Genomic DNA, 24,883 nt, shown 5'->3' with positions numbered 1-24,883 from the left:
TCCGGCGATTCAGGCGAGGCGGTAGACCCCCGGCTTGACCTCGGGAAACTTCTTCCACACTTCCCCGTCGTGCCCGGGACAGATCCGCCCCTCGTCGCCGTTTGCCACGCTCTTGATCCGGGCCATCGCCCCCAGGCACTCCGCGACGCTGTTGAGGTGGATCGCGGGCGGGACCCAGTCGCGGAGGTTGCGGTAGGTCGTCAAGGCGTCGTTGGCGATCACGAACGGCCCCTTGCCCGTCTGCACGACCACGATCTGCATCCCGGGCGAATGACCGCCCACCCACTCCAAACGCACGCCCTCGACGAGCTCGAGGTTGCCGTCGACCACGTTGAGCCGCCCGCTCGAGCGCACCGCCTCCAGGTCCTGGGCGTAGCAGTCGCTGAGGAAGCGGCGCGTCCATCGGTCCTGGCCGCCGAACCCGTCCCAGAACTCCACTTCCCGGCGCTGAACCCAAAAGGTTGCCTTGGGGAGGAATCCTTCGAGATCGAAGTGGTCCCAATGCGTGTGGGTGAGGATTACGGTCTTGACCGCATTCGGGTCGACCCCGGCGGTGGCAAGCAGTTCGTCGCGCGTGCGCAGCTTCAGCTGATCCGACAACCCCTTGGCTTTGGCGAGACGCGGGGTGAACCCGGTATCCACGAGGATCGGCCCGGCCGGCCCCCGCAATAACCACAGGAAGTAGGCCGACGTCGTGGTCTCCCCACTCGGCGCCATGAAGAGTCGGGTGGACCAATCCACCTCGCGCCCGCCCGGGCTCAGCGCGTCGATCTCATAGGTTGCGGCCATCATCGACTCCTCGTCAGTGTCGTCGCGGTGCACCACCTTATACGACCCGGTGCACCACCTTGCCTTCGGCGAGGAACCGCGTCACATTCTCGGCGCAGAGGTTGAGGCCGTTGACGAGGGCCTCCGGGGTGGTCCCCGCCGTGTGCGGGGTCAGGACCGCGGTGTCGCAGCCGAGCAGCGGTGCATCATTGGTGATCGGTTCCTTGAGGAACACATCGATCCCCGCCCCCCCCAGCTTCCCCGCCCGCAGGGCCTGGGCCAGCGCCGCCTCGTCCACGATATCGCCGCGCGCCGTGTTGATGAAGATCGATCCCGGCCGCATCCTCGCAAATTGGGCCGCCCCGAGCAGTCCCCGGGTCTCCGGGCTGGACCGCAGATGGAGGGAGACGACATCGGCCTCTTCGAGCAGCGCCTCCAGGGTCGGGGTGTAGGCAAACCCGCCGTGCCGCGCCTTCGCCGGATCAGGGTGCAGCGTCCAGGCGATGACCCGCATGCCGATCACGCGTCCCAGTTCGGCAAACCGGGTGCCGATCGCGCCGGTGCCGATGATGCCGAGGGTCTTCCCCAGGCACTGGAACAACATCCCGCGCTCCCACTCCCCGCGCTTCACGGTCGCGTCCAGGTGGGGCAGCCTTCGGGCGACGGCGAGGAGGAGGGCCAAGCAGTGTTCGGCGATGGCGTCGGTCGCGGTGTTGGGCGTGTTGGAGACGACGATGCCGAGCCGGCGCGCCGCCGCGAGATCCACGTTGTCGGTGCCGGTGCCCCAGATCGCCAGATGCCGCAGCGCCCCGTGGGCGGATTCGAGGACGCGGGCCGTGAACTTGCAGTAGCCGCGGATGTTGACGACGGTGTGCGCGTCTCTCAGCCGCCGGATCAGGTCATCCTCGGAGTCGGGCGGCGACGTATGCACGATCGTCTCGGCCGACGCTCGGATACGCTCGAGTGCGGGGGTGCCGGAGATCACCGGCGGGCTGTCGTCCGGGATGACGATGCGGACCGCGGCCATCTTTTCTCCTTCCCGGGGGGCCGCGTTTCCGGTCGGCGTCCCCCTGTCCCGGTAGGGTTCGAGGGCGGAGCCGACTCGCCTCCGTCCGCCAGCGCCCCGCCGTCCAGCGCATTTGGACTTCTTTATATAATGAAGGGGCACTACTGAAGATAGAGGGGCACGACGCAAGAGGGGAGGCGCGGTACCGGACCCGCCGGGGCCGCCGCCGGTGTCGGCCCACGGACCAGGAGCGGGCGGCAGGCGACCGGAGGTAGAGATGACGGCGTTTGATCCCCAGGCCGAGCGGCGTCGGCTCGTCGAGGCGCGCGAAGGCCGGGCGGGCTGGTACCGATGGGGTCCTTATCTTTCCGAGCGGCAGTGGGGGACCGTGCGCGAGGATTACTCTGCCGAGGGCGCGGCCTGGGAGTCCTTTCCGCACGACCACGCTCGCTCCCGCACGTACCGGTGGGGCGAGGACGGCCTGCTCGGGATCTGCGACAGCCGCGGGCTGTTGTGCTTCGCGCTCGCCTTGTGGAATGAAGCCGACCCCATCCTGAAGGAGCGGATGTTTGGGCTGACCGGGACCGAGGGGAATCACGGCGAAGACCTCAAAGAGTGCTACTACTACCTCGACTGTACGCCCTCACATGCGTATATGAAGGCGTTGTACCGGTACCCTCAACGGGCCTTCCCATACGCTGCCCTGGTGGCCGAGAACCGGCGCCGGGGTAAGAATGAGCCGGAGTACGAGCTGATCGATACCGGCATCTTCGCCGAGGATCGGTACTTCGACGTCGTTGTCGAGTACGTCAAGGCCGACCCCGAAGATATTCTCATTCGGATCACCGCCACCAACCGCGGCCCCACAGCTGCCCCGCTGCACGTGCTTCCGACCCTTTGGTTTCGCAATACGTGGGCGTGGGGGGGGGACGACCGCCGACCGGAACTGCGCGTCAGCCCGGCGACCGCGGGATCTCCTGAGGCGCCCCCGGGGTACCGCCTGGTGCGTGCCGTCCACCAGTCCCTCGGGGAACGCTGGTTCGCCTGCGAGGGCACCCCCGAGCTCCTGTTCACGGAGAACGAGACGAACTTTCAGCGGTTGTGGGGGGTCGCCAACCGGACCCCCGTGGTTAAGGACGGGGTGCACGAAGCGGTCGTGCACCAGCGCCGGTCAGCCGTGAGCGCGACCGGGGCGGGCACGAAAGTGGCCGCGCACTACACGTTTCGGATCGCCCCAGGGGCCGCGGAGCGGGTCGAGCTCCGCCTCTCGCCGGGACGCCCCGCCCATCCGTTTGCCGACAGCTCCGGGATCGTCGAACGGCGCCGTGCGGAGGCGGACGCCTTCTACCAGGGGTTCGGGCCGACGGATATGCCGGAGGACGCGCGGCGCGTCCAGCGGCAGGCGTTTGCCGGGCTTCTGTGGAGCAAACAATTCTACCATTATAACGTCGCCACGTGGCTGGACGGCGATCCGGCGGGGCCCCCGCCGCCCCCGGGTCGCAAGCGCGGGCGGAACGCGGACTGGCGGCATCTCGACAATGCCGAGATCCTGTCCATGCCGGACACCTGGGAGTTCCCCTGGTATGCTGCCTGGGACCTCGCGTTTCACTGCATCCCGCTGGCCCTCGTCGATCCCCACTTTGCCAAGCAGCAGCTGATCTTGCTGCTCCGCGAATGGTACATGCATCCCAACGGCCAGCTGCCGGCATACGAGTGGGCGTTTGGGGACGTCAACCCGCCGGTCCACGCCTGGGCGGCGTGGCGGGTCTACAAGATCGACCGCCGGATCACCGGGGAGGCCGATCGCGGCTTCCTGGAGCGCGTATTCCACAAACTCCTGCTCAACTTCACCTGGTGGGTGAACCGAAAAGACGTCGAAGGCCGAAACGTCTTTCAAGGCGGGTTTCTCGGACTCGACAACATCGGCGTGTTCGACCGCAGCCAGCCGCTCCCGGGGGGCGGACACATCGACCAGGCGGACGGCACGGCCTGGATGGGCGTATACTGCCTCAACATGCTGGCGATCGCGCTCGAGCTGGCGCGCGACGATCCTGCGTACGAGGACGTGGCCACCAAGTTCCTCGAGCATTTCCTCTACATCGCCGGGGCCCTGAACAACATCGGCGGGGACGGCATCGCGATGTGGGACGATGCGGATGAGTTCTTCTTCGACGTGTTGCACTCCGGCGGCCGGGAGGAGCAGCTTCGGGTTCGGTCGGTGGTCGGTGTCATCCCGCTGCTGGCGGTGGAGACAATCGAGCCGGATCTGCTGCAGAAGCTCCCCGACTTCCGGGAACGGCTGGAGTGGTTCCTCGCCAACCGTCCACAGCTGGCCGGGTTGGTGTCGCGATGGTACCAACCGGGCATGGGCGAGCGGCGGTTGTTCGCGCTTGTGCGCGGGCACCGGATGAAGCGCGTGCTGCGACGCATGCTGGACCCTGAGGAATTCCTCAGCGATCATGGGATCAGGTCCGTCAGCCGGTACCACGCGGCGCACCCGTTCGTCCTCGAGATGGACGGGGTGGTCAGGACCATTGCGTACGAGCCCGCCGAGTCCCGGACCGGGCTGTTCGGGGGAAATTCCAACTGGCGCGGTCCGGTCTGGTTCCCGATCAACTTTCTCATCATCGAAGCCCTCCAGCGATTCCACCATTACTATGGAGACGACTTCCTGGTCGAGTGCCCAACCGGATCCGGGACGAAGATGACGCTGTGGCAGATCAGCCAGGAGCTCTCCCGGCGGCTCACCCACATCTTCCTCCGTGGGCCGGACGGGCGCCGCCCCGTCTTCGGGGGATCGGAGGAGCTTCAGCGCGACCCGCACTGGCGCGACCTCCTGCTGTTCCACGAATACTTCCACGGGGATTCGGGCGCAGGGCTCGGGGCCAGCCATCAGACCGGGTGGACGGCGCTCGTGGCCAAACTGCTGGAGCAGACCGGCGGCCGCTGAGCCAGCGCCCGGTGCCGTCCGCCTTCTTCCCCCCATCGGATGCGGGGCCCGCGGCCCCGGCCGTCGCCTTCGGCCGCGAAACCTGCGGCGATCTCCCGTCAGGTCTGCGCCGGGAGTGGCTCGTCACAAACGGCCTGGGGGGCTACGCGTCCGGGACGCTGGCCGGGGTGAGCACCCGGCGCTATCACGGACTGCTCGTGGCGGCGCTCGCCCCGCCGGTCGGACGCACCGTCCTCGTCGGCGGGCTGGTGGAGTGGGTCGTGTACGACGGGCGCCGGTACCCGCTGTGCACCCATGAGTGGGGCGGGGGGACGATCGATCCGCACGGTTACCGCCACCTCCAATCGTTCCACCTTGAGGGAATGCTCCCCGTGTGGACCCACGCGTTTGGCGACGCGCTGCTCGAGAAGCGCGTGTGGATGGCGGCGCGCGCCAACACGACGTATCTCCGGTACCGGCTGGTGCGGGGCAGCTGCGGTGTGGAATTGGAGATCACGCCGCTGGTGACCTATCGCGATTTTCACACGCTGACCTCAGGACGGGGATGGGCGCCCGAGGTCGAGGCCGGCTCGGGTGGGGCGATCATCCACGCGCACGCGGGGGCCGTTCCATTCCGGCTGCAGGCCGCCGCTGGTATCTTCGCCCCGGGCGGGGAGTGGTACTGGAACTTTCTCCACCGCGAGGAGACCGCGCGGGGGTTGGACGACCGCGCCGACCTGTACGCGCCCGGCAGCTTTCGGGCGCACCTTCCCCCCGGAGGGAGCCTCACGGTCGTCATGACGGCGGAGGCGAGTGCGGATCCCGACGGCGATCGCAGCCTTACCGCCGCGCAGGACCGCCAGCGGGAGCTGCTCGCACAGGCCGGGGCGGAACGGGTTCACCCCCTCGTCCGGCAGCTTGTCCTCGCGGCCGACCAGTTCATCGTCCGCCGCGGACCCGAGGCCGCGGCCGTGAGAACGGTCATCGCCGGGTATCACTGGTTCAACGATTGGGGGCGGGACACGATGATTGCGCTCCCGGGCCTCGCGCTCTGCACGGGGCGTCCCGCGGACGCGGAGGCGGTGCTCCGCGAGTTCTCCCTCTACGTCCGCGACGGCCTCATCCCCAACAACTTTCCCGACCGGCCCGGGGTCGATCCCGGGTACAACACGGCGGACGCATCGCTGTGGTACGTGCTGGCCGTGCGGGCGCACCGCGAGGCGACGGGCGACCGGCGCCTCGCCGATGAGCTGCTGCCGGTGCTGCGGGAGATCATCGACCGTCACGTGACCGGGACGAACTACGGGATCGGCGTGGACCCCACAGACGGCCTGCTCCGTGCCGGGCAACCCGGATGGCAGGTCACCTGGATGGACGCGAAGGTCGGTGACCGGGTGGTCACCCCGCGCATCGGCAAGCCGGTGGAGATCAACGCCCTGTGGTACAACGCGCTGCGGACGCTGGTGGAGTGTCTCGCTGCCCGCCACGATCCCGCGTCACAGCGCTACGCCGACCTGGCCGACCGGGCGCGCGCAGCGTTTCGCGCGCGCTTTGTCCGGCCGGACCGGGGGGCGCTGGCCGACGTCGTGGACGGCCCTGACGGCGACGACCTGGCGATCCGGCCCAACCAGATCCTGGCGGTGTCCCTGCCGTTCCCGCTCCTCGACGGGGGGGCGGCCGCTGCGGTGGTCGAAGCGGTCGGTCGCGCCCTGCTCACGACCGGCGGGCTGCGTTCGCTGAGCCCGGACGATCCCCGTTACCACGGCGACTATACCGGCGACGTTTCCCGCCGTGACGGGGCCTATCATCAGGGACCCGCTTGGGCCTGGCTCCTCGGCGCGTATGCCGAGGCGCACTTTCGGGTCCACCGCGACCCGGAAGTGGCGCTCGGATTCCTCCGCCCGTTCGAACCACACCTGCGCGATGCCGGGCTGGGTACGATCTCCGAGATCTTCGAAGGCGATCCCCCGCACCTGCCCCGAGGATGCATCGGCCAGGCGTGGAGTGTGGCCGAAGTGCTCCGGGTGTGGCGGATTCTCACCGAGGCCCCGGCGCGCTGACCCACCGCGCCGCAGCGGTGCCTATCGTCTCCCACGGCGTTGGAGAGGGGTGGGCTTCGACCGGACCGAACACACGCGGTGCAGACGGGTGGTTCCCGCGGGGTCGAGGCGGTGCACGCGGGTGCGCCGATGGCGAAACGCGGCCCCCGCGTCAAGTCGGGCGCGTGTCGACCGCGGCCGCACGCAGAAGGTCGCGCATCGTGTCATTTTCTTCCGGGCCGGTTGGAGCGGGATTCTCGCTCCGCGCGCCCGTGGTCACCCGGCCGGCGCTTTTCACCGTCGGCTCGGCCGAGCGGACGCACGGGGTCATGCGCACGTGGCGGACGATTCCGGCCCGGGCGAATCTCGCGTGCGCGACCGACGAGTGTCCGGCGAGCGAGCGCGCGGGTCACGGAGGGTGTGATCACGTGAAGACGGCAGAATCGATGATGGCCAATGCGGTGAGCGCCGAGCGGCTGCTGGCGCACCTGCAGTGGTTCTCGGGGGTGCGGCGCGACACGGGAGGACCCGGCGAGGCGCGCGCTGCGGAGTATATCGCCGATCGGCTCCGGGCCGGCGGGGTCCCCGTGACCGTCCATGAATTCGACGCGTTCCTCAGCTATCCGGTCCGGGCCACGCTTGAGGTTCTGGCCCCTGAGCAATTGCAGATCGCCTGCCTGACCCACTCGTTCGGGCGTCCCACAGGCGCCCAGGGCGTCGTCTCTGATCTTCTGGCGCTCGAGGACGGAAATGTGAACCGGGGGGCGGGACGCGCCTGCCTGATCGACGGGCTGGCGACCCCGGTGACGATCCTGAGGGCGAGCAGAGCCGGATGCGCGGCGGTGATCTTCGCCAATCAGGATCAGGTTATCCACAATATGATCGGCACCACCGTCTGGGGGACACCGGCGCTCGATCAAGTCGACCGGCTCCCGCAACTGCCGGTGGTCTCCGTGAACAAGGCGGGCGGGGAGACCCTGCGGCGCCTGCTGGCGGGCGGGCAGCGGGTGACCGTGCGCGTTACCACCGACGTCAAGACCGGATGGGTGCGCTCCGAACTGCCGGAGGCGCGGATCCCGGGGGGCGGCGGCACCAGCGAATTTGCGCTCGTGGGAGCCCACTACTGTTCTTGGGACGTCGGCATCACCGACAATGCGACGGGAGACGTGTGCCTCCTCGAGATGGCCCGCATCCTGTGGGACCACCGCGCGGACCTGCGGCGCAACGTACGGATCTGCTGGTGGCCCGGCCACTCCCACGGGCGCTACAGCGGCTCGACCTGGTACGCGGACACGTACTTCGCCGACCTGGCGGAGCACTGCCTCGCCTACCACAACATCGATTCCCCGGGCGTCCGCGGTGCGACCCGATACGTCGCCCGCCACACCACCGCCGAGGTGCAGCAGTTCTGCCGTGAGGTGATCCGGCGCGTCACCGGCCAGCGCGACGTCCCGGTTCACCGCCCGTCGCGCGCGGCCGACCAATCGTTCCTGGCCAACGGCGTGCCGTCGTTCTCGACCTATCCGTTCCTCCCCGACGACCACCCGGACCGCCGGCCGTGGACCGGCGGCAGCGCGAACGCCTGGTGGTGGCACACGGAGTTCGACACGTTGGATAAGGCCGACCCGGAGATTCTGGCCCTGGATACCCGCGTGTCCCTGACCGCGGTGGCGGAACTGGCGAACGCCGAGATCCTGCCCTTCAACCACGTGGACACGGGCCGGGAGATCCGGGAGTGCGTCTCACAGCTGGCGACTGCCGTCGGCAGTCACCTCGATCTCCTGCCGGCGATCACCGCCGCGGATGCCTTTCTCACCTCGGCGGCCAAGCTCGAGGTGCTCAAGGCGCGGGCCGACGGCCGGCGGGCGGCGCGCCGGATCAACGAGGCACTTCGGCGTCTGAGCCGGATCCTGACGCCGGTGATCTACAGTCAGAGCGGGAGGTTTGCGCACGACCCCGCGGAGTGGTCGCCGATCATGCGGGCGGTCGGGCAGTACACGCTCCCCGGCCTGAGCCGGGCGGCGGCGCTCCCGCAGCTGGCGGGCGACCTCGACTACGGGTTCCTGCGCGCCCAGGCCGTCCGCGAGCGCAACCGGGTGGTCACCGCCCTCGGCGAAGCGACACGCTTGGCCGAGGAGACGGTCGAGGCGATCACCCGGGGCTAACGGGCCGTCTTCGGGGGAGGGGGGTGGGGGGTAGGCCGAACGGGGTCGCCCGAGAGTCTGGCGGGTATCCAGAACGCAGAGGGAAGGGGGAGGGCGGGTGAAGCGCGAGGATGTGGCGGTGCGAGGCGTGCACAAGACCACCGGGTATTCGCACGCCGTGCGGGCGGGGGATCTGGTCTTCGTGGCCGGGCAGGTGGCCCAGGACCAGGAGGGCCGCCTCGTTGGCCGGGGGGACATCGAGGCGCAGGCGGTGCAGGTGTTCGAAAATCTCAAAGCGGTGCTGGCGTCCGCCGGCGCCGCCTTGGACGATGTGGTGAAGCTCACCACCTACACGACGAGCGTCGCCCACCGGCAGAAGATCGCGGAGGTGCGCGCCCGGTATTTCACCACCTACTTTCCCCCGAACACGTTCATCGTGGTGGCCAGCCTCGCCACACCCGATTATCTCCTGGAGATCGAGGCCGTGGCCTCACGCCCCTGAGGGAAGAAACTCCTTCGTCTTCTGGAAGAAGCGAGGGCGTTGACGGTGGCGGGCACGGTGCGGACGGGGAGAGGTCAGTCGAAGGCCTTCCCTCATCCTCGACCCACGCCCGATATCCCCAAGACGCTGCGGAAGACGCGCAGGAAGTTTTCGCCGAGGACCTTCCGCACGTTGGCCTCCGAAACCCCCCGGCGGACGAGCGCCTCGGTGAGCGCCGGCAGGTCCTGGGGCCCGGTTAGGCCCTCGATCGTGATCTTGGCATCGAGTCCTTCGATCTTAAGCGACGGATGATGCGGGTACCGCTCGTCGTAGTACTCTTTGATGAAGTCCGGGCCGATCCCCACATGGTCCCACCCGGTCACCGCGGCCAGGTGCTGGATGTGATCGACCACGTCGTCGATGGTGGGTCTGCCCGCCGCGACGAAGGCCGGAAAAAAGTTTGCTCCGATCACCCCGCCGGTCTCCGCGATCCGTCGCAACACGTCATCGAAGAGGTTTCGGTGATGATCGCGCAGGGCGCGGGCAGAGGAGTGCGAGGCGATCACGGGGCGGGTCGCAATCTCGAGGACGTGCTGGGTCCCGGCCATGGACAGGTGCGAAACATCGACCAGGATCCCGAGGCGCTCCATCTCGTGTACCGCGGCGACTCCCGCGCGCGTCAGCCGGCCGCCGGTGTCGTCTTCCCCGCTTCCGTCGGCCAGGAGCGTGCGTCCAAAATGCGTAAAGGACGCCATGCGGACACCCAGTCGGAAGAACGTGCCAAACAACTCCGTCTGCTTGCCGATTGCCTCGCACCCTTCCAGCGCCAGCACCAGGGCGATCTTTCCCGCCGCGGTCGCCGCGTCGATCTCCGCGCCGCTCCCGCATAGCGCCACGGCATCGCGGTTGGCATCGGCCTCTCGGTGCACCCACTCGATGAGCTGCAGGGCCCTCCGCAGCGCGCCCTCCGCCGCGTACTCGGCTTCCATGAAGATCGGCACCACCTGCACGTCGACGCCCCCGGCCCGCAGGGAGGGGATCACCCGCTCTCCGAAGTAGCCCGGGTCGCCGAGTGCGCGCCAGCGGTCCACGAGCAGAATCAGGTCGTTGTGACAGTCGACGACGACGGCATCATGGTGGAGCTCCGGCATGGGCGCCTCCCTCGGCTGAACGGATCGAGTCTCTTGGTTCTGCCGCGGCCGCTCCACCCCTGCCGGGGGTCGCCGTCGGCTACGGGTCGATCGCCTCCCTACGGGAAGTCTCGAACAGCCTCCGCCGGGGCATTAGGGATCTGGCCGGACCGATCGTCCGGCGTTCTCGGTGCGGTACCCAACGCACGCATCCACTGAGGAGGTGTCGAGCGCATGCCCGTTCCGACCCAGCTGCCTACCGCGGCGCGTGACGAGACATTTGGGGGCGTCACCTACCACATCCAGGGGGAGCTCGTCCCCGTGCTGCACGTCGAACTCAGCGCCATGGCGGTGTACTTCGAGCACCACATCCTCCTGTGGAAGGATCCGTCGGTCGAGATCAGCCTGAAACCCCTCAAGGGGGCCTTTAAGCGGGTGCTCTCCGGGATGCCGGTGTTCATGACGCAGGCGAAGGGCCCGGGACGCATCGCCTTCAGCCGGGATGGGGCGGGCCACGTCTTCGCCATGCACATGAAGATCGGGGAGGCCGTCGATGTCCGCGAGCACCAGTTTCTTGCCGCGACGGACGGGGTGGAGTACACGTTCGCTCGGGTGAAGGGCGCGGCGAACATCTTGTTCAGCGGAACCGGGTTCTTCATCGACACGTTCACCTGCCTGCGCCAGGACGGGATCGTCTGGCTCCACGGGTACGGGAACGTCTTCGAGGTCACGCTGGGCCAAGGGGAGCAGATCGACATCGAGCCCGGCGGGTGGGTGTACAAGGACCGTACCGTCCAGATGCAGACGATTTTCCAGAAGATTTCGACCGGGTTGTTCGCGAGCGCCTCGAACCTCTTCTGGAACCGCTTCACGGGCCCGGGGCGGATTGCCCTGCAGTCCATGTACGTGCACATGCCGACGGAAGGGTGATCGGGGCACCCCTTCCCCCGGCGCGTTGAGCGCCTCCGGAGGGGCCTGAACCCGCAGCCACGTCGTCGCGAGTCCCCCACGGCGGCCGGTGCAATCGACCGGCCGCCGCGGCGTTCCGGGCCGCCGGCGCGGGCGGAGGGGAGGACCGGTCCAACCCCGCGTCGTAGCGAACAGGCGCCAGCGCCGTCTCCCTGGAGGCAGCCCCGCATGATCGATCGGGTCGACCTCGACGCCCACCTTGACGAGATGTTCGACCGCCACTTGGAGCGGGTCCGGACGTTTGTCCGCCAGCCCAGCATCAGCGGTGAGGGCGTCGGCATGGAGGCGATGGCCGTGCTGGTCCGCGACACCATCCGCGGCCTCGGGGGGAGCGCAGAGATCGCGGCGACCCCCGGATGGCCGGTGGTCCACGGAGCGATCGACGCCGGCCGGTCGAAGACGTTGCTCCTCTACGGCATGTACGACGTCCAGCCGGTGGAGGGCGAAGACTGGGTGGTCCCGCCCTTTGAGGGGGCGGTCGTGGATCTGCCTGGGATAGGCGCGAGCATGGTGGCGCGCGGCGTCTACAACACCAAGGGCCCGCTCGCCGGACTGTTCAACGTTCTGGAAAGCATCCAGCAAGTCGATGGGCGCCTTCCGGTCAACGTCAAGTTTGTCGTCGAGGGGGAGGAGGAGCTGGGGAGCCGCAACCTTCCCGGATTCATCCACGCGCACCGGGACCGCTTGGAGGCCGACGCGACGTTCTTTGCATTCTACTGCCAGGACCGCCGCGGGAAGCCCGTGTTGTGGCTCGGGGTGAAGGGGATCCAGTACTTCGAGGTCACCTGCCGGGGCGGGGCCTGGGGCGGTCCGCGAACCCGAGGGGTGCACGGCAGCAACGCCGTCTGGGTCGGAAGCCCGGCGTGGCGGCTGGTCCGGGCGCTCGGCACGATGATGGATGACGAGGAACAGATCCGGATCGACGGCTTCTACGACGACGTCGCTCCCCCGAGCGCCGAGGACGAGGCGCTCCTGGAGGCTCTGGCCGAGACCTTCGACCCCGAGACCCAGCTGGCGATGTGGGATACCGAGCGGTTCAAATACAGGCTCCAGGGCATCGCCCTCCTGCGCAAGTACCTGTACACCCCCACCTTGAACATCGACGGCGTTTGGGGCGGGTACACGGGGCCCGGGATGAAGACGCTCCTCCCGCACGAGGTGCGGGTGAAGATGGACGTCCGGATGGTACCGGATATGGAACCTCAGAGGGTCCGCGAGCGCATCACGGCTCACCTCCGCGGGCTCGGTCGAGAGGACATCGAGGTGCACTTCCACGAGGGGTACCCCCCGGCCAAGACGAGCGTCGGCGAGCCGGCGGTTCAGGCGATGATCCGCTCGATCCGCGCGCTTGCCCGTGAGCCCGAGATCTGGCCCCACCTCGCCGGATCGGCGCCCTTCTACCTGTTCCGGCGGGTGCTCAACCAGCCGTTCGTCATGGGCGGATTGGGACACGGCGGACGGCCGCACAGTCCGAACGAGTACGCGACGGTCGACGGGATGCGCCTGTTCGAACGCTCCGTCGCCCGCTTCCTCTATGAGTTCGCCGGCAGCTAGGACCGGGTGGTGCGGGGTGGCATGCAGCGGTACCTGCTGCGGCGGATCCTGATCACGCTGCCGATCCTGTTCGGCGTCACCGTCCTCAGCTACGCCATCCTCTCGTTCACCCCGGGGGATCCCGCGCAGATGGAGATCAGCCCGAACATGAGCGAGGCCGACGTGGAGATCAAGCGGCACGCCTTCGGGTTGGATCAGCCCGTCTACCTGCGTTACGTTCATTGGCTCAACGAGGTGATCCGCGGCAACCTCGGCTACTCGTTCAGCAGCGGGGCTCCGGTCGCCCAGCGGATCGGTGAGCGGGTGACCCCGACCCTCGCGCTCGCCGTCAGCGCGCTGCTCCTCTCGTACCTGATCGCCGTCCCCGCCGGGGTGCTGGCGGCCACCCGCCGCTACACGTGGATCGACTATCTGGCGACGCTGTTCGCGTTCCTGGGCATCAGCCTGCCGACGTTCTTTCTCGGACTGGTGGGGATCTACGTCTTCGCCCTGCAACTGCGCTGGCTGCCCACCGGGGGAACGATGACCTTGGGGGGCGAGGGCGGCCTCGGCGACGCGGCGCTTCACCTCATCCTGCCGGCGACGGTGCTCGCGGTGGCCGGCGCAGGGGCCCTCACGCGATACGTCCGCTCCAGCATGCTCGAGGTGCTGGGACAGGAGTACGTCCGCACCGCGCGGGCCAAGGGGCTGGACGAGATCACCGTCCTCTGGCGGCACGCGCTCCGCAACGCGCTGCTCCCAGTGATTACGCTCGCCGGGCTGCAGATTCCGGTGTTGCTCGCCGGCGCGGTGATCACCGAGCAAGTATTCGAGTGGCCGGGCATGGGACGGCTGACGATCGAGGCGATCAGTCAGCGGGACTACCCGGTGCTGATGGGCATCACCTTGATCAGCGCGGTGCTCGTGATCGCGGGGAACCTTTTCGCCGACGTCGCCTACTCGCTGGTCGATCCGAGAATTCACTATGACTGACGCCGGCGCCCGAACGCCCGCACCGGGCATGCGCAGAGAGCCGGGGGGGCTCGCCGGGGGGGGCCCGAATCCGGGATCGCGCACGGGGCAGATCCGCGCGGGCCGGGTCGATGGGTGACGCCCTGTCGCCTCCGGTCGCGGGGACGGCCGCGCACCCGCCCCGCGGCATGTCTTTCTGGGCCCTGGCGCTCAGGCGATTCCTGCGCCACCACTTGGCGGTGGTCAGCCTGGGTGTGCTGGTGGCCATCGGCGGGCTCGCCCTGGCCGCGCCTTTCGTCGCTCCGCACAGCCCGACGGCGATCGATACGGGGGCGTTCCAGGCCTCTCCGTCGCGCGCGCACCCGCTCGGCACGGACAGCGTCGGCCGCGACGTCCTCAGCCGGCTGATCTACGCGGCCCGGGTCTCGTTGACGGTGGGCCTCCTGGCCGTGTCGATGTACGTGGTGATCGGGACCTCGGTTGGCGCGCTGGCGGGTTACCACGGCGGCGTGATCGACGTGGCCCTCAGCCGGCTGATGGATATCGTGCTGTCCTTTCCCCCGCTGATCATCATCCTGTTTGCGGTGAGCATCTTCGGGCGGCCCAGCCTCTGGAACATCATCATCGTGCTCGGCCTGCTGGGGTGGCCGGGGGTCGCGCGCCTGGTGCGGGGGCAGCTCCTGTCCCTCCGCGGATCGGAGTTTGTCCAGGCCGCCCGGGCGAGCGGCGCGTCGGACGCGCGCGTGATCGAACGCCATCTTCTCCCCAACGCGCTCGCTCCGGTGCTCGTCGCCGCCACGTTCGGCACGGCCAACGCGATCCTGGTGGAGGCCTCGCTCTCGTTCCTGGGGTTAGGCGTGCAACCTCCCACCCCGTCGTGGGGGAACATGCTCACCGATGCTCAGTCGTTGACGGTGTTGGAGCGATTGCCGTGGCTGTGGGTGCCGCCGGGCTTCATGATCCTGATCTCGGTGCTGACGATCAACTTTGTCGGCGACGGCCTGCGCGACGCGTTGGATCCGAGCCTCAAGCTCTGACCGCCGGCACATTCCCCCCACACCTCTCGAGGTGGGGCCCGGCCACCGCAGAGGAACGACGAACGGGGTCATCGAAAGACGGGCCACCCATTCAAGGAGGCGACGATGAACAGGATTCGAACTGGACCCGTGACCGCCGTGATCGTCGCGCTGATGATCGCGTTGACACTGCCGGCCGGGGTGAGGGGTGCCCCAAAGTCGGGGCTGGTCGTGGTCAGCGGAATGTGGAGTCCCCCGAACAACTTCAACCCCATCAACACCGACAGTTCGTATGGGTTTTACCCCATCCATTTCATGTTCACCGGGCTGGTCTCGGCGCGCCTCGACAACAACCAGCTGAAGTTCAGTCCCGCCCTGGCCAGCCGGTGGGAGGTGGGAGCCGACCACCAGACCTACACCTTTACGATCCATCCCAAAGCCGCCTGGCACGACGGGCAGCCGGTGACGGCAGACGATGTGCTGTTTACCATCATGACCATCAGCGACCCCAAGACCGAGACCAACCGCGGGGCCAACATCGCCGACATCGCCGGGCTCGACGTCCGCGGGAAGCGGGCGCCCGGGGCGCAGCTCGGAGTCCGGGTCCTCGGCCCGAAGACGATCGAGATCAAGACCAGCGTCCCGGTCGATCCGGCGGGATTCCTGGAGAAGTTTGGCGCGAACGTTTACATCCTGCCGAAGCACGTGCTGGGGGATGTGCCGCCCGATCAGCTGGCCAAGCACCCGTTCTTTATGCACCCGACCGTGGGCGACGGTCCGTTCAAGTTCGTCCAGTACCGGCCGGATGAGTTTATCGAGTTGGCCGCCAACGACAGCTATCATCTGGGCGCGCCCCGCGTGCGGCGGGTCTTTGTCCGCATTATCCCACCGACGACGATGCTGGCGCAGCTGCAGCGCAGCGATCTGGACATCACGGCGGGGTTCGGAATCGGGGAGATCCTGATCGACGATTGGGATCGGGTCAAGACGATGAGCGGCCTGCAGACCATCTCGTTTCCCGCTCCCGGGTACCAGTATCTGGTGGTCAACTGGAAGCGGCCGTTTCTGCAGGACAAGCGGGTGCGGCGGGCCCTCGCCGAGGCGATCAACCGCCCGCTGATCGTCAGCCAGTTGTTGAAGGGGCAGGGGCAGATCGCGGAGGGGCCGATTCCGCCCACGAATCCGTACTTCGACAAGAAGGTGAAGCCGTGGCCGTACGATCCCAACCAGGCCAAGGCGCTGCTGCAGGAGGCGGGGTGGGATCCAAACCGGACCCTCACCCTGCGCGTGCCGATCGGGAACATCGTCCGCGAGCGGTCGTCCGAGATCATCCGGGAGAACCTGGTGGCGGTCGGGGTCAAGACCGACATCCAAAAATCCGACTTCCCCACGCACATTGCGGCGATGCGCAGCGGGAACTTCGATATGGCGCTGGTGGGCTGGACCGGAACCGCCGATCCCGACGTCTCCTCCCAGTACCGGACCGGCGGCCAGTACAACTTCAGCTTCCATTCCATCGCCCAAATGGACCAATTGCTGGACGAAGGGGTCAAGACCGCGGACCCGGCGAAACGGCGCCAGGTCTACGACCAGTTCCAGGAGACCTTTGCCGACCAGTTGCCCGTCATCGTCCTCTATTACAACAACGCCCTCACGGCGATCTCCAAGCGGATGAGCAACGTGCTGACCGATGTGTCCGGGGTGTATGACTTCGACCCGTACGCGTGGGTGGCGGCCCCGCAGTGAAGGCGGTTGTCATTCGCCAGCACGGCGGAATCGACTCGCTTCGTCTAGATGAGATCCCGGTCCCGTCGCCGGGGCCGGGCGAGGCGCTCGTGCGCGTGCGCGCGGTCGCCCTCAATAACCTCGACGTCTGGGCGCGCAGCGGTCCGCCCGGAGGCCGCCCCGTCTACCCGTGGCGGGAGCAGCGCCTGCCGACGATTAGCGGGGTCGATGTCGCCGGCACCGTCGAGGAGGTCGGGCCCGGCGTCGCTCAGGTGGCGGCCGGCGATAGAGTGGTGGTCGACTCGATTCTCTGCTGCGGGCGCTGCGAGTTCTGCCTCTCGGGCGAGCAGTCGATGTGCCGGGAGTACCGCATCTTCGGCGAGCACACCCCCGGCGGGATGGCGGAGTTCACCGTAGTCCCCGTCGGCAACCTCTTCCCGATCCCCGATGGGATAGGATTCGAACAGGCGGCGGCCGCGCCGGTCTGCTTCACGACGGCATGGCGGATGCTGGTGACCACGGGCCGGCTGCGTGTCGGGGAGGACCTGCTCGTGGTCGGGGCGTCGGGCGGGGTCGGCAGCGCGGCGCTCCAGATCGGGATCCACGCCGGCGCTCGGGTGTTCGCGCTGGTGGGAGGCCCCGAGAAAGCGCGGAAGGCTGAGCACCTCGGTGCCGTCCCGATCGATCGGACGGAGTTCCCGCAGTTCAGCGAGCGGGTCCGGGACCTGGCGCCGCTCGGCGTGCACGTCGTCGCCGACCCGGTCGGCGCCCCGACGTGGCCGGAGTCGATCCGCAGCCTGCGGTCGGGCGGACGGATGGTCATCTGCGGTGCGACGGGGGGAGAGCGCCCGAACATCGATATCCGGGAGATCTACCAACGCCACCGCCAGATTCTCGGCGCCCCCCACGGCAGCGTCACCGATTTCCGCACCGTGATGGAGCTGGTCTTCCGAGGGACCCTTGCCCCGATCATCCACGCCGTGCTGCCCCTGTCGGAGATCCGCGAAGCCCACCGAATCTTCGAAGCCCGCGAGCACTTCGGGAAGATCGTGCTGGTCCCCTAAGCGAGAGGCTCGGTGCGGAGCGCGGGGGCTCGATGACGTCGCTGGCGTCGGCGGGACGGGCGGTCTATGGCGGATGAGTTCATGACCGCCATCACGCACGCCGGGTGTGCGGCGAAGTACGACACGATGAAGGAGGTCGGGCCCGCACCTGCATCCGGTGCGCCGGCACCGGAAGCGCCGGGGTTACATGAACGGGCGGCTCACTTCCTCCAGGCGGGCGAGCACGCCGTCGGCGGGTTTCACGTCCAGGGTCGCGAGGTTCTCTTCCAGCTGAGCCACCGAGGTCGCCCCGGCGATGGCGCTTGAGACCGCGGGCTGCCGAACCAGCCACGCCAGCGCCAGTTGAGACGGCGTGCAGCGCGCCTCGCCGGCGAGGCCGACGACATCTTCCGCCAGGGTGAGACTGGCCTCGCTGATCTGCTTGGCGAACTGCGGCTGGGTGAGGACCCGGGACCCCTTCGGGGGCTGCTGCCCGCGGCGGTACTTGCCGGTGAGGATCCCGCCGGCGAGCGGGAAGTAGGCGATCACCCCGATCCCCTGATCGCGGCAGAAGGGGACGAGCTCGCGCTCGACCGCCCGGTCGGCCAGCGAGTAGGAGGGCTGGACCGATTCGAATCGAACGAAGCCGCGCCGGTCGCTGACCCACAGCGCTTTGCAGAGCTGCCAGGCCGCATAGTTGGACGCGCCGATGTAGCGAACCTTGCCAACCCGCACCATGTCGTCAAGCGTGCGTTGGGTCTCCTCGACCGGGGTGTCGTCATCCCAGGCGTGGATCTGGTAGAGATCGACGTAGTCCGTCGCTAGACGCTTCAGGCTTCCCTCCAACTCGCGCATCAGGTGGACCCGCGACGACCCGTGGTCGTTGGGACCTTCTCCCATCTTCATGCCGCCCTTGGTGGCGAGGAACGCATGATGGCGCCGGCCCCTCAGCCCTTCCCCGATGATCGTCTCCGACGCCGTGGCGGTATAGATGTTCGCCGTGTCGATGAGGGTGATCCCGGCATCGAGCGCTCGGTGCAGGATCGCGATCGACGTGGTGCGGTCGGCGCGTCCGCCGAACGAGTTGGTGCCGAGCCCGATCGCCGAGACCTTCGTGCCGGTTCGACCCAGAGGCAGATACTCCACCGCGTGCTCCTTGTTCGTGATAGGATCGCCTCTACACTTCGTAGCCCGGAGAAGGGTGTCCTGCGCCCCGCCTCGATCAGGCGACCGCGGGGCAAGTGCCGGGGTGAGCCCGGAGGCGATAGGAGGATCCCCGCAGCACGGCGCATACCAGAGCGAGATGCCGGAGCTGCCGTTTGTGACCGTGCTCGCCGAGAACCTGTGGCCGCGGGTGGAGAGCCGTGCGATCACAGACGTGTTGGTTCGCGGGGTGGCGGCGCTCAAGACCTACGACCCGCCGATCACCGCCGCGGTCGGCCGCCGGATCGCCGGGATCCGGCGCAGGGGCAAGTTGCTGGTGTTTTCCCTCAGCGACGGGCCCGTGATGGTCATGCATCTCATGCGCAATGGCCGCCTCCAAGTCTCGCCCAGGGCGAAGGGGCGGACGGCCAAGGATCTGGCGATCGCCTTCGGCTTTGACGATGGCACCGACCTCCGGATGATCGAGATCGGCCCGAAGAAGGCGGCCGCGATCTGGCTGTTCCCCGCCGGCCAGGAAGACGCGGGTGAGCCCCTCGCCGCACTCGGGATGGAACCGCTTTCGTCTCAGTTCACGGCTGAGGTGTTGGCCGGCATGCTGCGTGAGGCGCGGACACAGGTCAAGCGGTTCCTGACCCTGCAGCGCTTTGTGGTGGGGATCGGCAACACGTTTTCCGACGAAATCCTCTGGGAGGCCCGGCTCTCCCCCCGGACCCTCACCACCGCGCTCAACGGGGCTGAGGTGGCCCGGCTCCACGCGGCCATCACGGGAACGCTGGCGGAGGCCGTCACCGCGCACCGGAAGGAGTTTGGCGGTGCCCTGCCGATGCGGGAACCGCTCCATCTGCTGCGCGTGCACCGACACGGCAAGGAGCCGTGTCCTCGGTGCGGGACTCCGGTCGCGGTCATCTACTACGAAGGTCGGGAGACCTACTACTGTCCGACCTGCCAGACCGGCGGGAAGGTCTACGCGGATCGGAGGCGGTCGAGGCTGCTGAAGTAGGCGGAAGGCCGGAACCCCAGTCAGGAGTGCCGCAGCCGGGGATCGAGAAAGTCCCGCAGCCCGTCGCCGATCAGGTTGAGCGCCAGCACGCTGAGCACGATGGCCGTCCCCGGGAAGATGCTGATCCAGGCGGCCTGCCGCAGGTAGACCTGTCCGCCGCTGATGATGCCCCCCCACGTCGGGACCTGGGGGGGAACCCCGACGCCGAGGAAGCTGAGCGCCGCCTCGCCGAGCATGGCATAGGCGGTGATGAAGGTCGCCTGGACGATCACGGGCGAGGCGCAGTTGACCAGGATGTGCCTGGCGAGGATCCGTGCGCCGGACGCCCCCACCGCCCGGGCGGCTTCGACGTACTCCTGCCGGATGACCACCAGCACGGCGGCGCGGACCACCCGCGCGATCCGCGGCGTGTACACGACCCCGAGCGCGATGACGACGTTGCGGACGCTCGGTCCCAGCGATGCCATCAGCGCGATGGCGAGCAGGATGTCGGGGAAGGCCATCAGGCCGTCCATGATGCGCATCAGGACGCGGTCCGCGCTCGGGCTCGCCCCCGCCGTCAGCCCGATAACGATGCCGGCGCCGGTGGAGAGCACCGTGACCAGCACCCCGACCAGCAGCGACAGCCGGGCGCCGTAGAGCGTTCGGCTGAGGATGTCGCGGCCGAACTCGTCCGTGCCGAACGGGTGGGCATGTCCGGGGGGCAGGAGGCGGGCCGGGACGTTCAGGACGATCGGATCGTACGGCGCGAGCACGGGTGCCGCCGCGGCGCAGGCCAGGATGAACAGGAGCATGAACGCCCCCACCCCGGTGATGCGGCGCCGCTGAACCATTCGCCACAGGAGCGTGACGGGTCCGGGTCTCGATCGGCGGATGGCGTGGGAAGGTGCGAGTGTCTCCTGGGCCATCGGCGGTCAGTATTTCACCCGGGGGTCTACGAGGAAGTAGAGCATGTCGACGACGAGGTTGATGAGGACGTAGATCGTCGCCACCATCAGGATGACCCCTTGGATCACCGGATAGTCGCGGCGCAGCACCGACGAGACCACGAGCGCGCCCACCCCCGGCAGGGTGAAGACGGTCTCGGTGACAACCGCCCCGCCCATCAGCGCGGCGAAGGTCAGCCCGACCACGGTGAGGATCGGCACCAGCGCATTGCGCAGGGCATGGTGAAAGATGACCGCCGGCTCGCTCACCCCCTTCGCCCGGGCCGTGCGGATGTAGTCGTTGCCGATGACGTCGAGGAGGCTCGACCGGGTGAAGCGGATGATCAGCGAGGAGTTGGGGAGCCCCAGCGCCAGCGCGGGGAGGAGCAGATAATGGAGGCTGAGCCCGAACCCCTCGCTGGGGGATCGGTAGCCCGACGAGGGCAGCCACCCTAGGTTCACCGCGAAGAGGACGATCAGGGACAGCCCGAGCCAGAAGCTGGGCACCGCCGCACCGAGCATCGCGAGCGCCAGGCTGCCCTGATCGAGCCAGGAGTTGCGGAAGACGGCGGAGATCACGCCGGCGGGGATCCCGATCGACAGCGAGATGATGATCGCCATCAGCGAGAGCATCACCGTCGGGCTGGCGTGCTCGATGATGTCGCGGGTGACGGGGACCTGCTGGAAGAACGAAATGCCCAGGTCGCCGTGGAGCGCGCGGCCCAGCCACAGGACGAACTGGACGGGGAGGGGGCGGTCGAGTCCCAAATTATGCCGCAGCGCTTCGACCTGCTGGGGTGCGGCGTCCTGTCCGAGCAGCACGCGCGCGGGGTCGCCGGGGGTGAGGTGGATCAGCAGAAACACCACGACGGCGACCACGAGCAGAACCGGTACCAGAGCCGCGATCCGTCCGGTCAGATATGACAGCACGTCGTCGTCCCCTCGCACGCGAAGCCCCGGCCGCCGGGGCTTCGACCCTGGCCGGCCGGGGCGGCGTTGTGCGGCGGCGGGTTCCGGTCCGCTACTTCACCGCCGAGACGTTCCAGGGGACCAGCCAGTAGCTCGGGCGGAATCCCTGGGTCGTCATCGCTTTGGTGGAGAGGACCACCGCGTAAAATTCCCCGGGACGCACAAGCGGAGCCTGCTGGTACCAGAGGGCCTGGAGCTTGCCCCACAGCTGAACCCGCGCACCTTGATTGGGGGTTTGGTTGAACTCGTCGAACAGCTTGTTCTTCTCCGCGGAGTCCCACCAGCCGGGATACGCGGAGTTGAAGACGGTGATCAGCGCCGGATCGGGGACGAACCCGTGGCTCGTCGTGAACAGATCGTAGTCGGCTGGCTTCGCCCGGTGGTCGAGCACACCCGCCCACTCCAGCACCTGCATGTCCACCTTGAATCCGACCTGCTGGAGTTGGGAGACCGCCACCGTCGTGCTCTTGAACATGTAGTCGTACTGCTGGGTCGTCAGCCAGCGGACCGTCTCCCCGTTGTACCCGGCTTCCTTCATCAGCTGCTTCGCCTTGCTGGCGTCGTGGACGTCGTACATGTCGCTGCCGGCGGTTGAATACCAGGGGGTCCCCTTTGGATACACGCTGGGCCCCAGCGAGTACAACTGCGGGTTGCCGAAGGTGGCCTCCATGATTGGTTTCATGTCCAGGGCCAGCTCGACGGCCTCGCGGAGCTTTTCATTGGTCATGATCCCCTGCTTTTTGTTGAAGAAGAAGGTCAGGAAGGTTCCCGGCTTGACGACCCCCGGCGAGACCCGGGGGTCCTTGAGGAGTTGGGCATAGGCATCTTGGTTAATCTGGTCGGCGATGTCGTAGTCACCGCTCTGGACGCCGGCGATGCGGGTGGCCACCTGAGAGACGGGGTAAAAGACCACGGTGTCGGCCAGCGCCTCACGCTTCCCGGCGTACCCGCTGGCCGGCTCCGATCGGGCCGCGTAGTTGTCGAAGCGGGCGAGCTTGACGTACCGATCGGGGGCCCACTCCACGAACTTGTAGGGGCCGGTTCCGATGTACTGCTTGAGGTTGCCGGTGCCGGTGGCGTCGGCGAGGTCCTTGGGCATGATCGCGGCGGCGCCGTTCGGAAGCGCAAGGAACGAGAGCAGGGGTGCGAACGGGGCCTTCAACTTCATGACGACGGTGTATTTGTCCGGCGCCGTGGTCGATTCGACGTCCTTATACACCGAGGTGCCCCGCGGGCTGACCTTGCCCCAGCGCTCGAGGGACGCCACGACGTCGTCCGCCGTCATTTCCTTGCCGTTGTGGAACGGGACGTTCTTCCGCAGCTTAAAGGTGTAGGTCAAGCCATCCTTGCTCGCCGTGTACGACTCCGCCAGCAACGGTTGGACCTTCCAGTTTGCGTCGAAGGTGAACAGTTCTTCGAAGACGGGGAGCGTGATGATCGATGTGAGATCGGCCGTGGTGGCGACGGTATCCAGGGTGAGCGGTTCGCCGATCTCGGCAATTCGCAGAGTCCCGCCCTGACGAGGGGCGGCGGACGTGGAGAAAACCAAGCTTCCCGTTAGGGCGACGATCGCCGCGAGAATGATCGCGGACCCCAGGGAGTTCTTCAACCGCATCGATACACTCCTCCTTTCCGGTGACTCCAACGAACGGGCGCGTCGGCTGCGAGGGGAGTCTACCGGCGACCCTCCCATCTCTTCTACATCAATCCGCGCGCCTCAACCGACCGCGCGTGTACTCCACCTCCATCTCGGCGCCGCCCGGCCGTTCGATGCGTCAAACGATCGCATCGGGCGGTGCCGTCGTCCACGGATCCTTGACCTCGCCCTGGCACACGCCTCGTCCGAACTTCCCTAAAACGTACACGAGCTCCGCCGCAGGGAACGATCGGAGCTCTGGAGCCCTCGATACGGAGGGCGGGGGCGATGAGTGGACTGTGCGCTGTGCTTCGGGGGATGCGGAGGGCGTTCCTGCCCCCTGGGGAGGGATGCCTGCCGGCCCGGGGGAAGCCACTGCCAATGGCTGCAGCACCGACCGGGGTGGTGCTCCGGGATCTCCTCCCCGCCTCCGGCTCGCGCCCGAGCATTCCGGCCCGACAGATGGCCGAATTGAGCCGTGAGGCGGAGGCCCTCGGCTTTCAGAGTGCCTGGGTGACCGAGGGACGGGGGAAGGAGAGCTTCGCGATGCTCGGGGCGATGGCGATGGCCACCCGCCGAATCGGGCTCGGCACCAGCATTCTCCCGATTTTCTCACGCCCGCCGACGGTGACGGCCATGGCGGCGGCGACCCTCGACGACCTGTCGGGGGGACGGTTGATCCTCGGCCTCGGCACCGGACATGCGGCGGTGACCGAGTCGGGTCACGGCGTCCCGCTCCCACATCCCGCCCGCGCGATGCGCGAGTACCTGGAAGCGGTCCGGCTGGTGCTGGCGGGCGGGTCGGTTCGGTATCAGGGGGAGGTGGTGCGGATTCGGGAGTTTCACCTCGAGTTCGCCCCGGGCCGCCGCGTGCCCATCTTCGTGGGCGCCCTGGGGCCGAGGATGCTACGGCTCGCCGGTGCGCTCGCGGACGGAGTGATCCTGACCTGGTTTCCCCCCGCCCGACTCTCCTGGGCGCGTGACCTGGTTGCCGCAGGCGCCCGCGAGGTCGGGCGGCGGCCCGAGGAGGTGACGATCGCGGCCACCGCGCGCATCTGCGCCCCGCGGGACGGCGATGGGGCGCGCGAGACCGCACGCCGGCAACTCGCGAGCTACGCCGCTTTCCCGGCCTACGCACGGTTGTGGGAGGCCGGCGGGTTCCGCGAGGCCGTGGGGCGCATCGCCGCGGCGCTCTCCGAGGGCGTCGAGGCCGCGGCGCGGGTCGTGCCCGACGCGATGCTGGAGATGTTCGTAGGGATCGGCGACCGCAACCGGCTCGGCGCGCACCTCCAAGCGTACCGGGCGGCCGGAGCGGATCTCGTGCTCGCCTATCCCGTTCCCGTGGGGGACGACGCGGTCGGATCCGTGCGCGACGCGATGCGGGCGACGGCCCCCGCCGGACAGGAATAGGCGCGCCGGCCAGAGAATCCGGA

General features: G+C 68.2%; 19 protein-coding genes. 12 read left to right on the top strand and 7 right to left on the bottom strand.

Translation table 11 applies throughout. The features are described from left to right. Window positions 1-9: 9 nt before the first annotated feature. Together VKV57_12650 and VKV57_12645 are read right to left on the bottom strand one after the other, a co-directional pair. Entirely contained in the window at window positions 10-789 is a 780-nt protein-coding gene (locus VKV57_12650; GenBank protein HLW60758.1) for an N-acyl homoserine lactonase family protein, read from the bottom strand. A 37-nt stretch (window positions 790-826) separates the two neighbouring features. Continuing rightward, the gene (locus tag VKV57_12645) at window positions 827-1,795 is read right to left on the bottom strand and encodes an NAD(P)-dependent oxidoreductase (protein ID HLW60757.1); all 969 of its coding nucleotides are present in this window, start codon (window positions 1,793-1,795) and stop codon (window positions 827-829) included. Between the two features lie 256 nt (window positions 1,796-2,051). On the opposite strand from VKV57_12645, the gene VKV57_12640 reads away from it, so the two are divergent. From VKV57_12640 to VKV57_12625, 4 genes are all read left to right on the top strand, one after another. Then, entirely contained in the window at window positions 2,052-4,724 is a 2,673-nt protein-coding gene (locus tag VKV57_12640; protein HLW60756.1) for a glucosidase, read from the top strand. An 11-nt stretch (window positions 4,725-4,735) separates the two neighbouring features. Further along, window positions 4,736-6,763 (top strand): amylo-alpha-1,6-glucosidase, encoded by a 2,028-nt coding sequence (locus VKV57_12635; GenBank protein ID HLW60755.1) that lies wholly within the window; start codon window positions 4,736-4,738, stop codon window positions 6,761-6,763. A 200-nt stretch (window positions 6,764-6,963) separates the two neighbouring features. After that, window positions 6,964-8,907: a M28 family peptidase gene (locus VKV57_12630; protein HLW60754.1), complete on the top strand. Its 1,944-nt coding sequence runs from the start codon at window positions 6,964-6,966 to the stop codon at window positions 8,905-8,907. Between the two features lie 97 nt (window positions 8,908-9,004). Beyond that, complete coding sequence (locus VKV57_12625) at window positions 9,005-9,388, top strand: RidA family protein (protein HLW60753.1); 384 nt, start codon at window positions 9,005-9,007, stop codon at window positions 9,386-9,388. 92 nt (window positions 9,389-9,480) lie between these two features. Here the strand turns inward: VKV57_12625 and VKV57_12620 are convergent, their stop codons facing one another. Then, window positions 9,481-10,518 carry a dipeptidase gene (locus VKV57_12620; GenBank protein HLW60752.1) on the bottom strand — a complete coding sequence of 346 codons (1,038 nt, stop codon included), beginning with the start codon at window positions 10,516-10,518 and terminating at the stop codon, window positions 9,481-9,483. Window positions 10,519-10,731: 213 nt separating this feature from the next. On the opposite strand from VKV57_12620, the gene VKV57_12615 reads away from it, so the two are divergent. The 6 genes from VKV57_12615 (at window position 10,732) to VKV57_12590 (ending at window position 17,776) form a co-directional block, all read left to right on the top strand. Further along, the gene (locus tag VKV57_12615; protein HLW60751.1) at window positions 10,732-11,427 is read left to right on the top strand and encodes an AIM24 family protein; all 696 of its coding nucleotides are present in this window, start codon (window positions 10,732-10,734) and stop codon (window positions 11,425-11,427) included. A 207-nt stretch (window positions 11,428-11,634) separates the two neighbouring features. After that, complete coding sequence (locus tag VKV57_12610; protein ID HLW60750.1) at window positions 11,635-13,020, top strand: M20/M25/M40 family metallo-hydrolase; 1,386 nt, start codon at window positions 11,635-11,637, stop codon at window positions 13,018-13,020. A gap of 21 nt (window positions 13,021-13,041) precedes the next feature. Next, a complete protein-coding gene (locus VKV57_12605; protein HLW60749.1) occupies window positions 13,042-13,992 on the top strand; it encodes an ABC transporter permease in 951 nt (316 codons plus the stop codon). Between the two features lie 110 nt (window positions 13,993-14,102). Then, entirely contained in the window at window positions 14,103-15,008 is a 906-nt protein-coding gene (gene opp4C, locus VKV57_12600; GenBank protein ID HLW60748.1) for an oligopeptide ABC transporter permease, read from the top strand. Window positions 15,009-15,113: 105 nt separating this feature from the next. After that, window positions 15,114-16,733 carry an ABC transporter substrate-binding protein gene (locus VKV57_12595; GenBank protein ID HLW60747.1) on the top strand — a complete coding sequence of 540 codons (1,620 nt, stop codon included), beginning with the start codon at window positions 15,114-15,116 and terminating at the stop codon, window positions 16,731-16,733. Further along, window positions 16,730-17,776, top strand: coding sequence for an alcohol dehydrogenase catalytic domain-containing protein (locus VKV57_12590; protein ID HLW60746.1), 1,047 nt, complete (start codon window positions 16,730-16,732; stop codon window positions 17,774-17,776). The genes VKV57_12595 and VKV57_12590 overlap by 4 nt, the downstream gene beginning before the upstream one ends. A gap of 183 nt (window positions 17,777-17,959) precedes the next feature. Here the strand turns inward: VKV57_12590 and VKV57_12585 are convergent, their stop codons facing one another. Continuing rightward, window positions 17,960-18,901: an aldo/keto reductase gene (locus VKV57_12585; protein HLW60745.1), complete on the bottom strand. Its 942-nt coding sequence runs from the start codon at window positions 18,899-18,901 to the stop codon at window positions 17,960-17,962. A 157-nt stretch (window positions 18,902-19,058) separates the two neighbouring features. Between VKV57_12585 and VKV57_12580 the strand changes: the two genes are divergently transcribed. Then, window positions 19,059-19,919, top strand: coding sequence for a DNA-formamidopyrimidine glycosylase family protein (locus tag VKV57_12580; protein HLW60744.1), 861 nt, complete (start codon window positions 19,059-19,061; stop codon window positions 19,917-19,919). A gap of 20 nt (window positions 19,920-19,939) precedes the next feature. Here the strand turns inward: VKV57_12580 and VKV57_12575 are convergent, their stop codons facing one another. The 3 genes from VKV57_12575 to VKV57_12565 all read right to left on the bottom strand — a co-directional run bounded on the left by VKV57_12575 (window position 19,940) and on the right by VKV57_12565 (window position 23,429). Beyond that, window positions 19,940-20,752, bottom strand: coding sequence for an ABC transporter permease (locus VKV57_12575; GenBank protein HLW60743.1), 813 nt, complete (start codon window positions 20,750-20,752; stop codon window positions 19,940-19,942). Window positions 20,753-20,833: 81 nt separating this feature from the next. After that, the gene (locus VKV57_12570; GenBank protein ID HLW60742.1) at window positions 20,834-21,775 is read right to left on the bottom strand and encodes an ABC transporter permease; all 942 of its coding nucleotides are present in this window, start codon (window positions 21,773-21,775) and stop codon (window positions 20,834-20,836) included. A 91-nt stretch (window positions 21,776-21,866) separates the two neighbouring features. After that, window positions 21,867-23,429, bottom strand: coding sequence for an ABC transporter substrate-binding protein (locus VKV57_12565; protein HLW60741.1), 1,563 nt, complete (start codon window positions 23,427-23,429; stop codon window positions 21,867-21,869). A 402-nt stretch (window positions 23,430-23,831) separates the two neighbouring features. On the opposite strand from VKV57_12565, the gene VKV57_12560 reads away from it, so the two are divergent. Further along, window positions 23,832-24,860, top strand: a complete 1,029-nt coding sequence (locus VKV57_12560) for an LLM class flavin-dependent oxidoreductase (GenBank protein ID HLW60740.1) — start codon at window positions 23,832-23,834, stop codon at window positions 24,858-24,860. Window positions 24,861-24,883: the final 23 nt, after the last annotated feature.

The organism is bacterium (assembly GCA_035307765.1).
GTDB lineage: Bacteria > Sysuimicrobiota > Sysuimicrobiia > Sysuimicrobiales > Segetimicrobiaceae > Segetimicrobium.
Note: the sequence above shows the minus strand (reverse complement) of the source record. Positions and strands in the feature narration are given on the sequence as shown.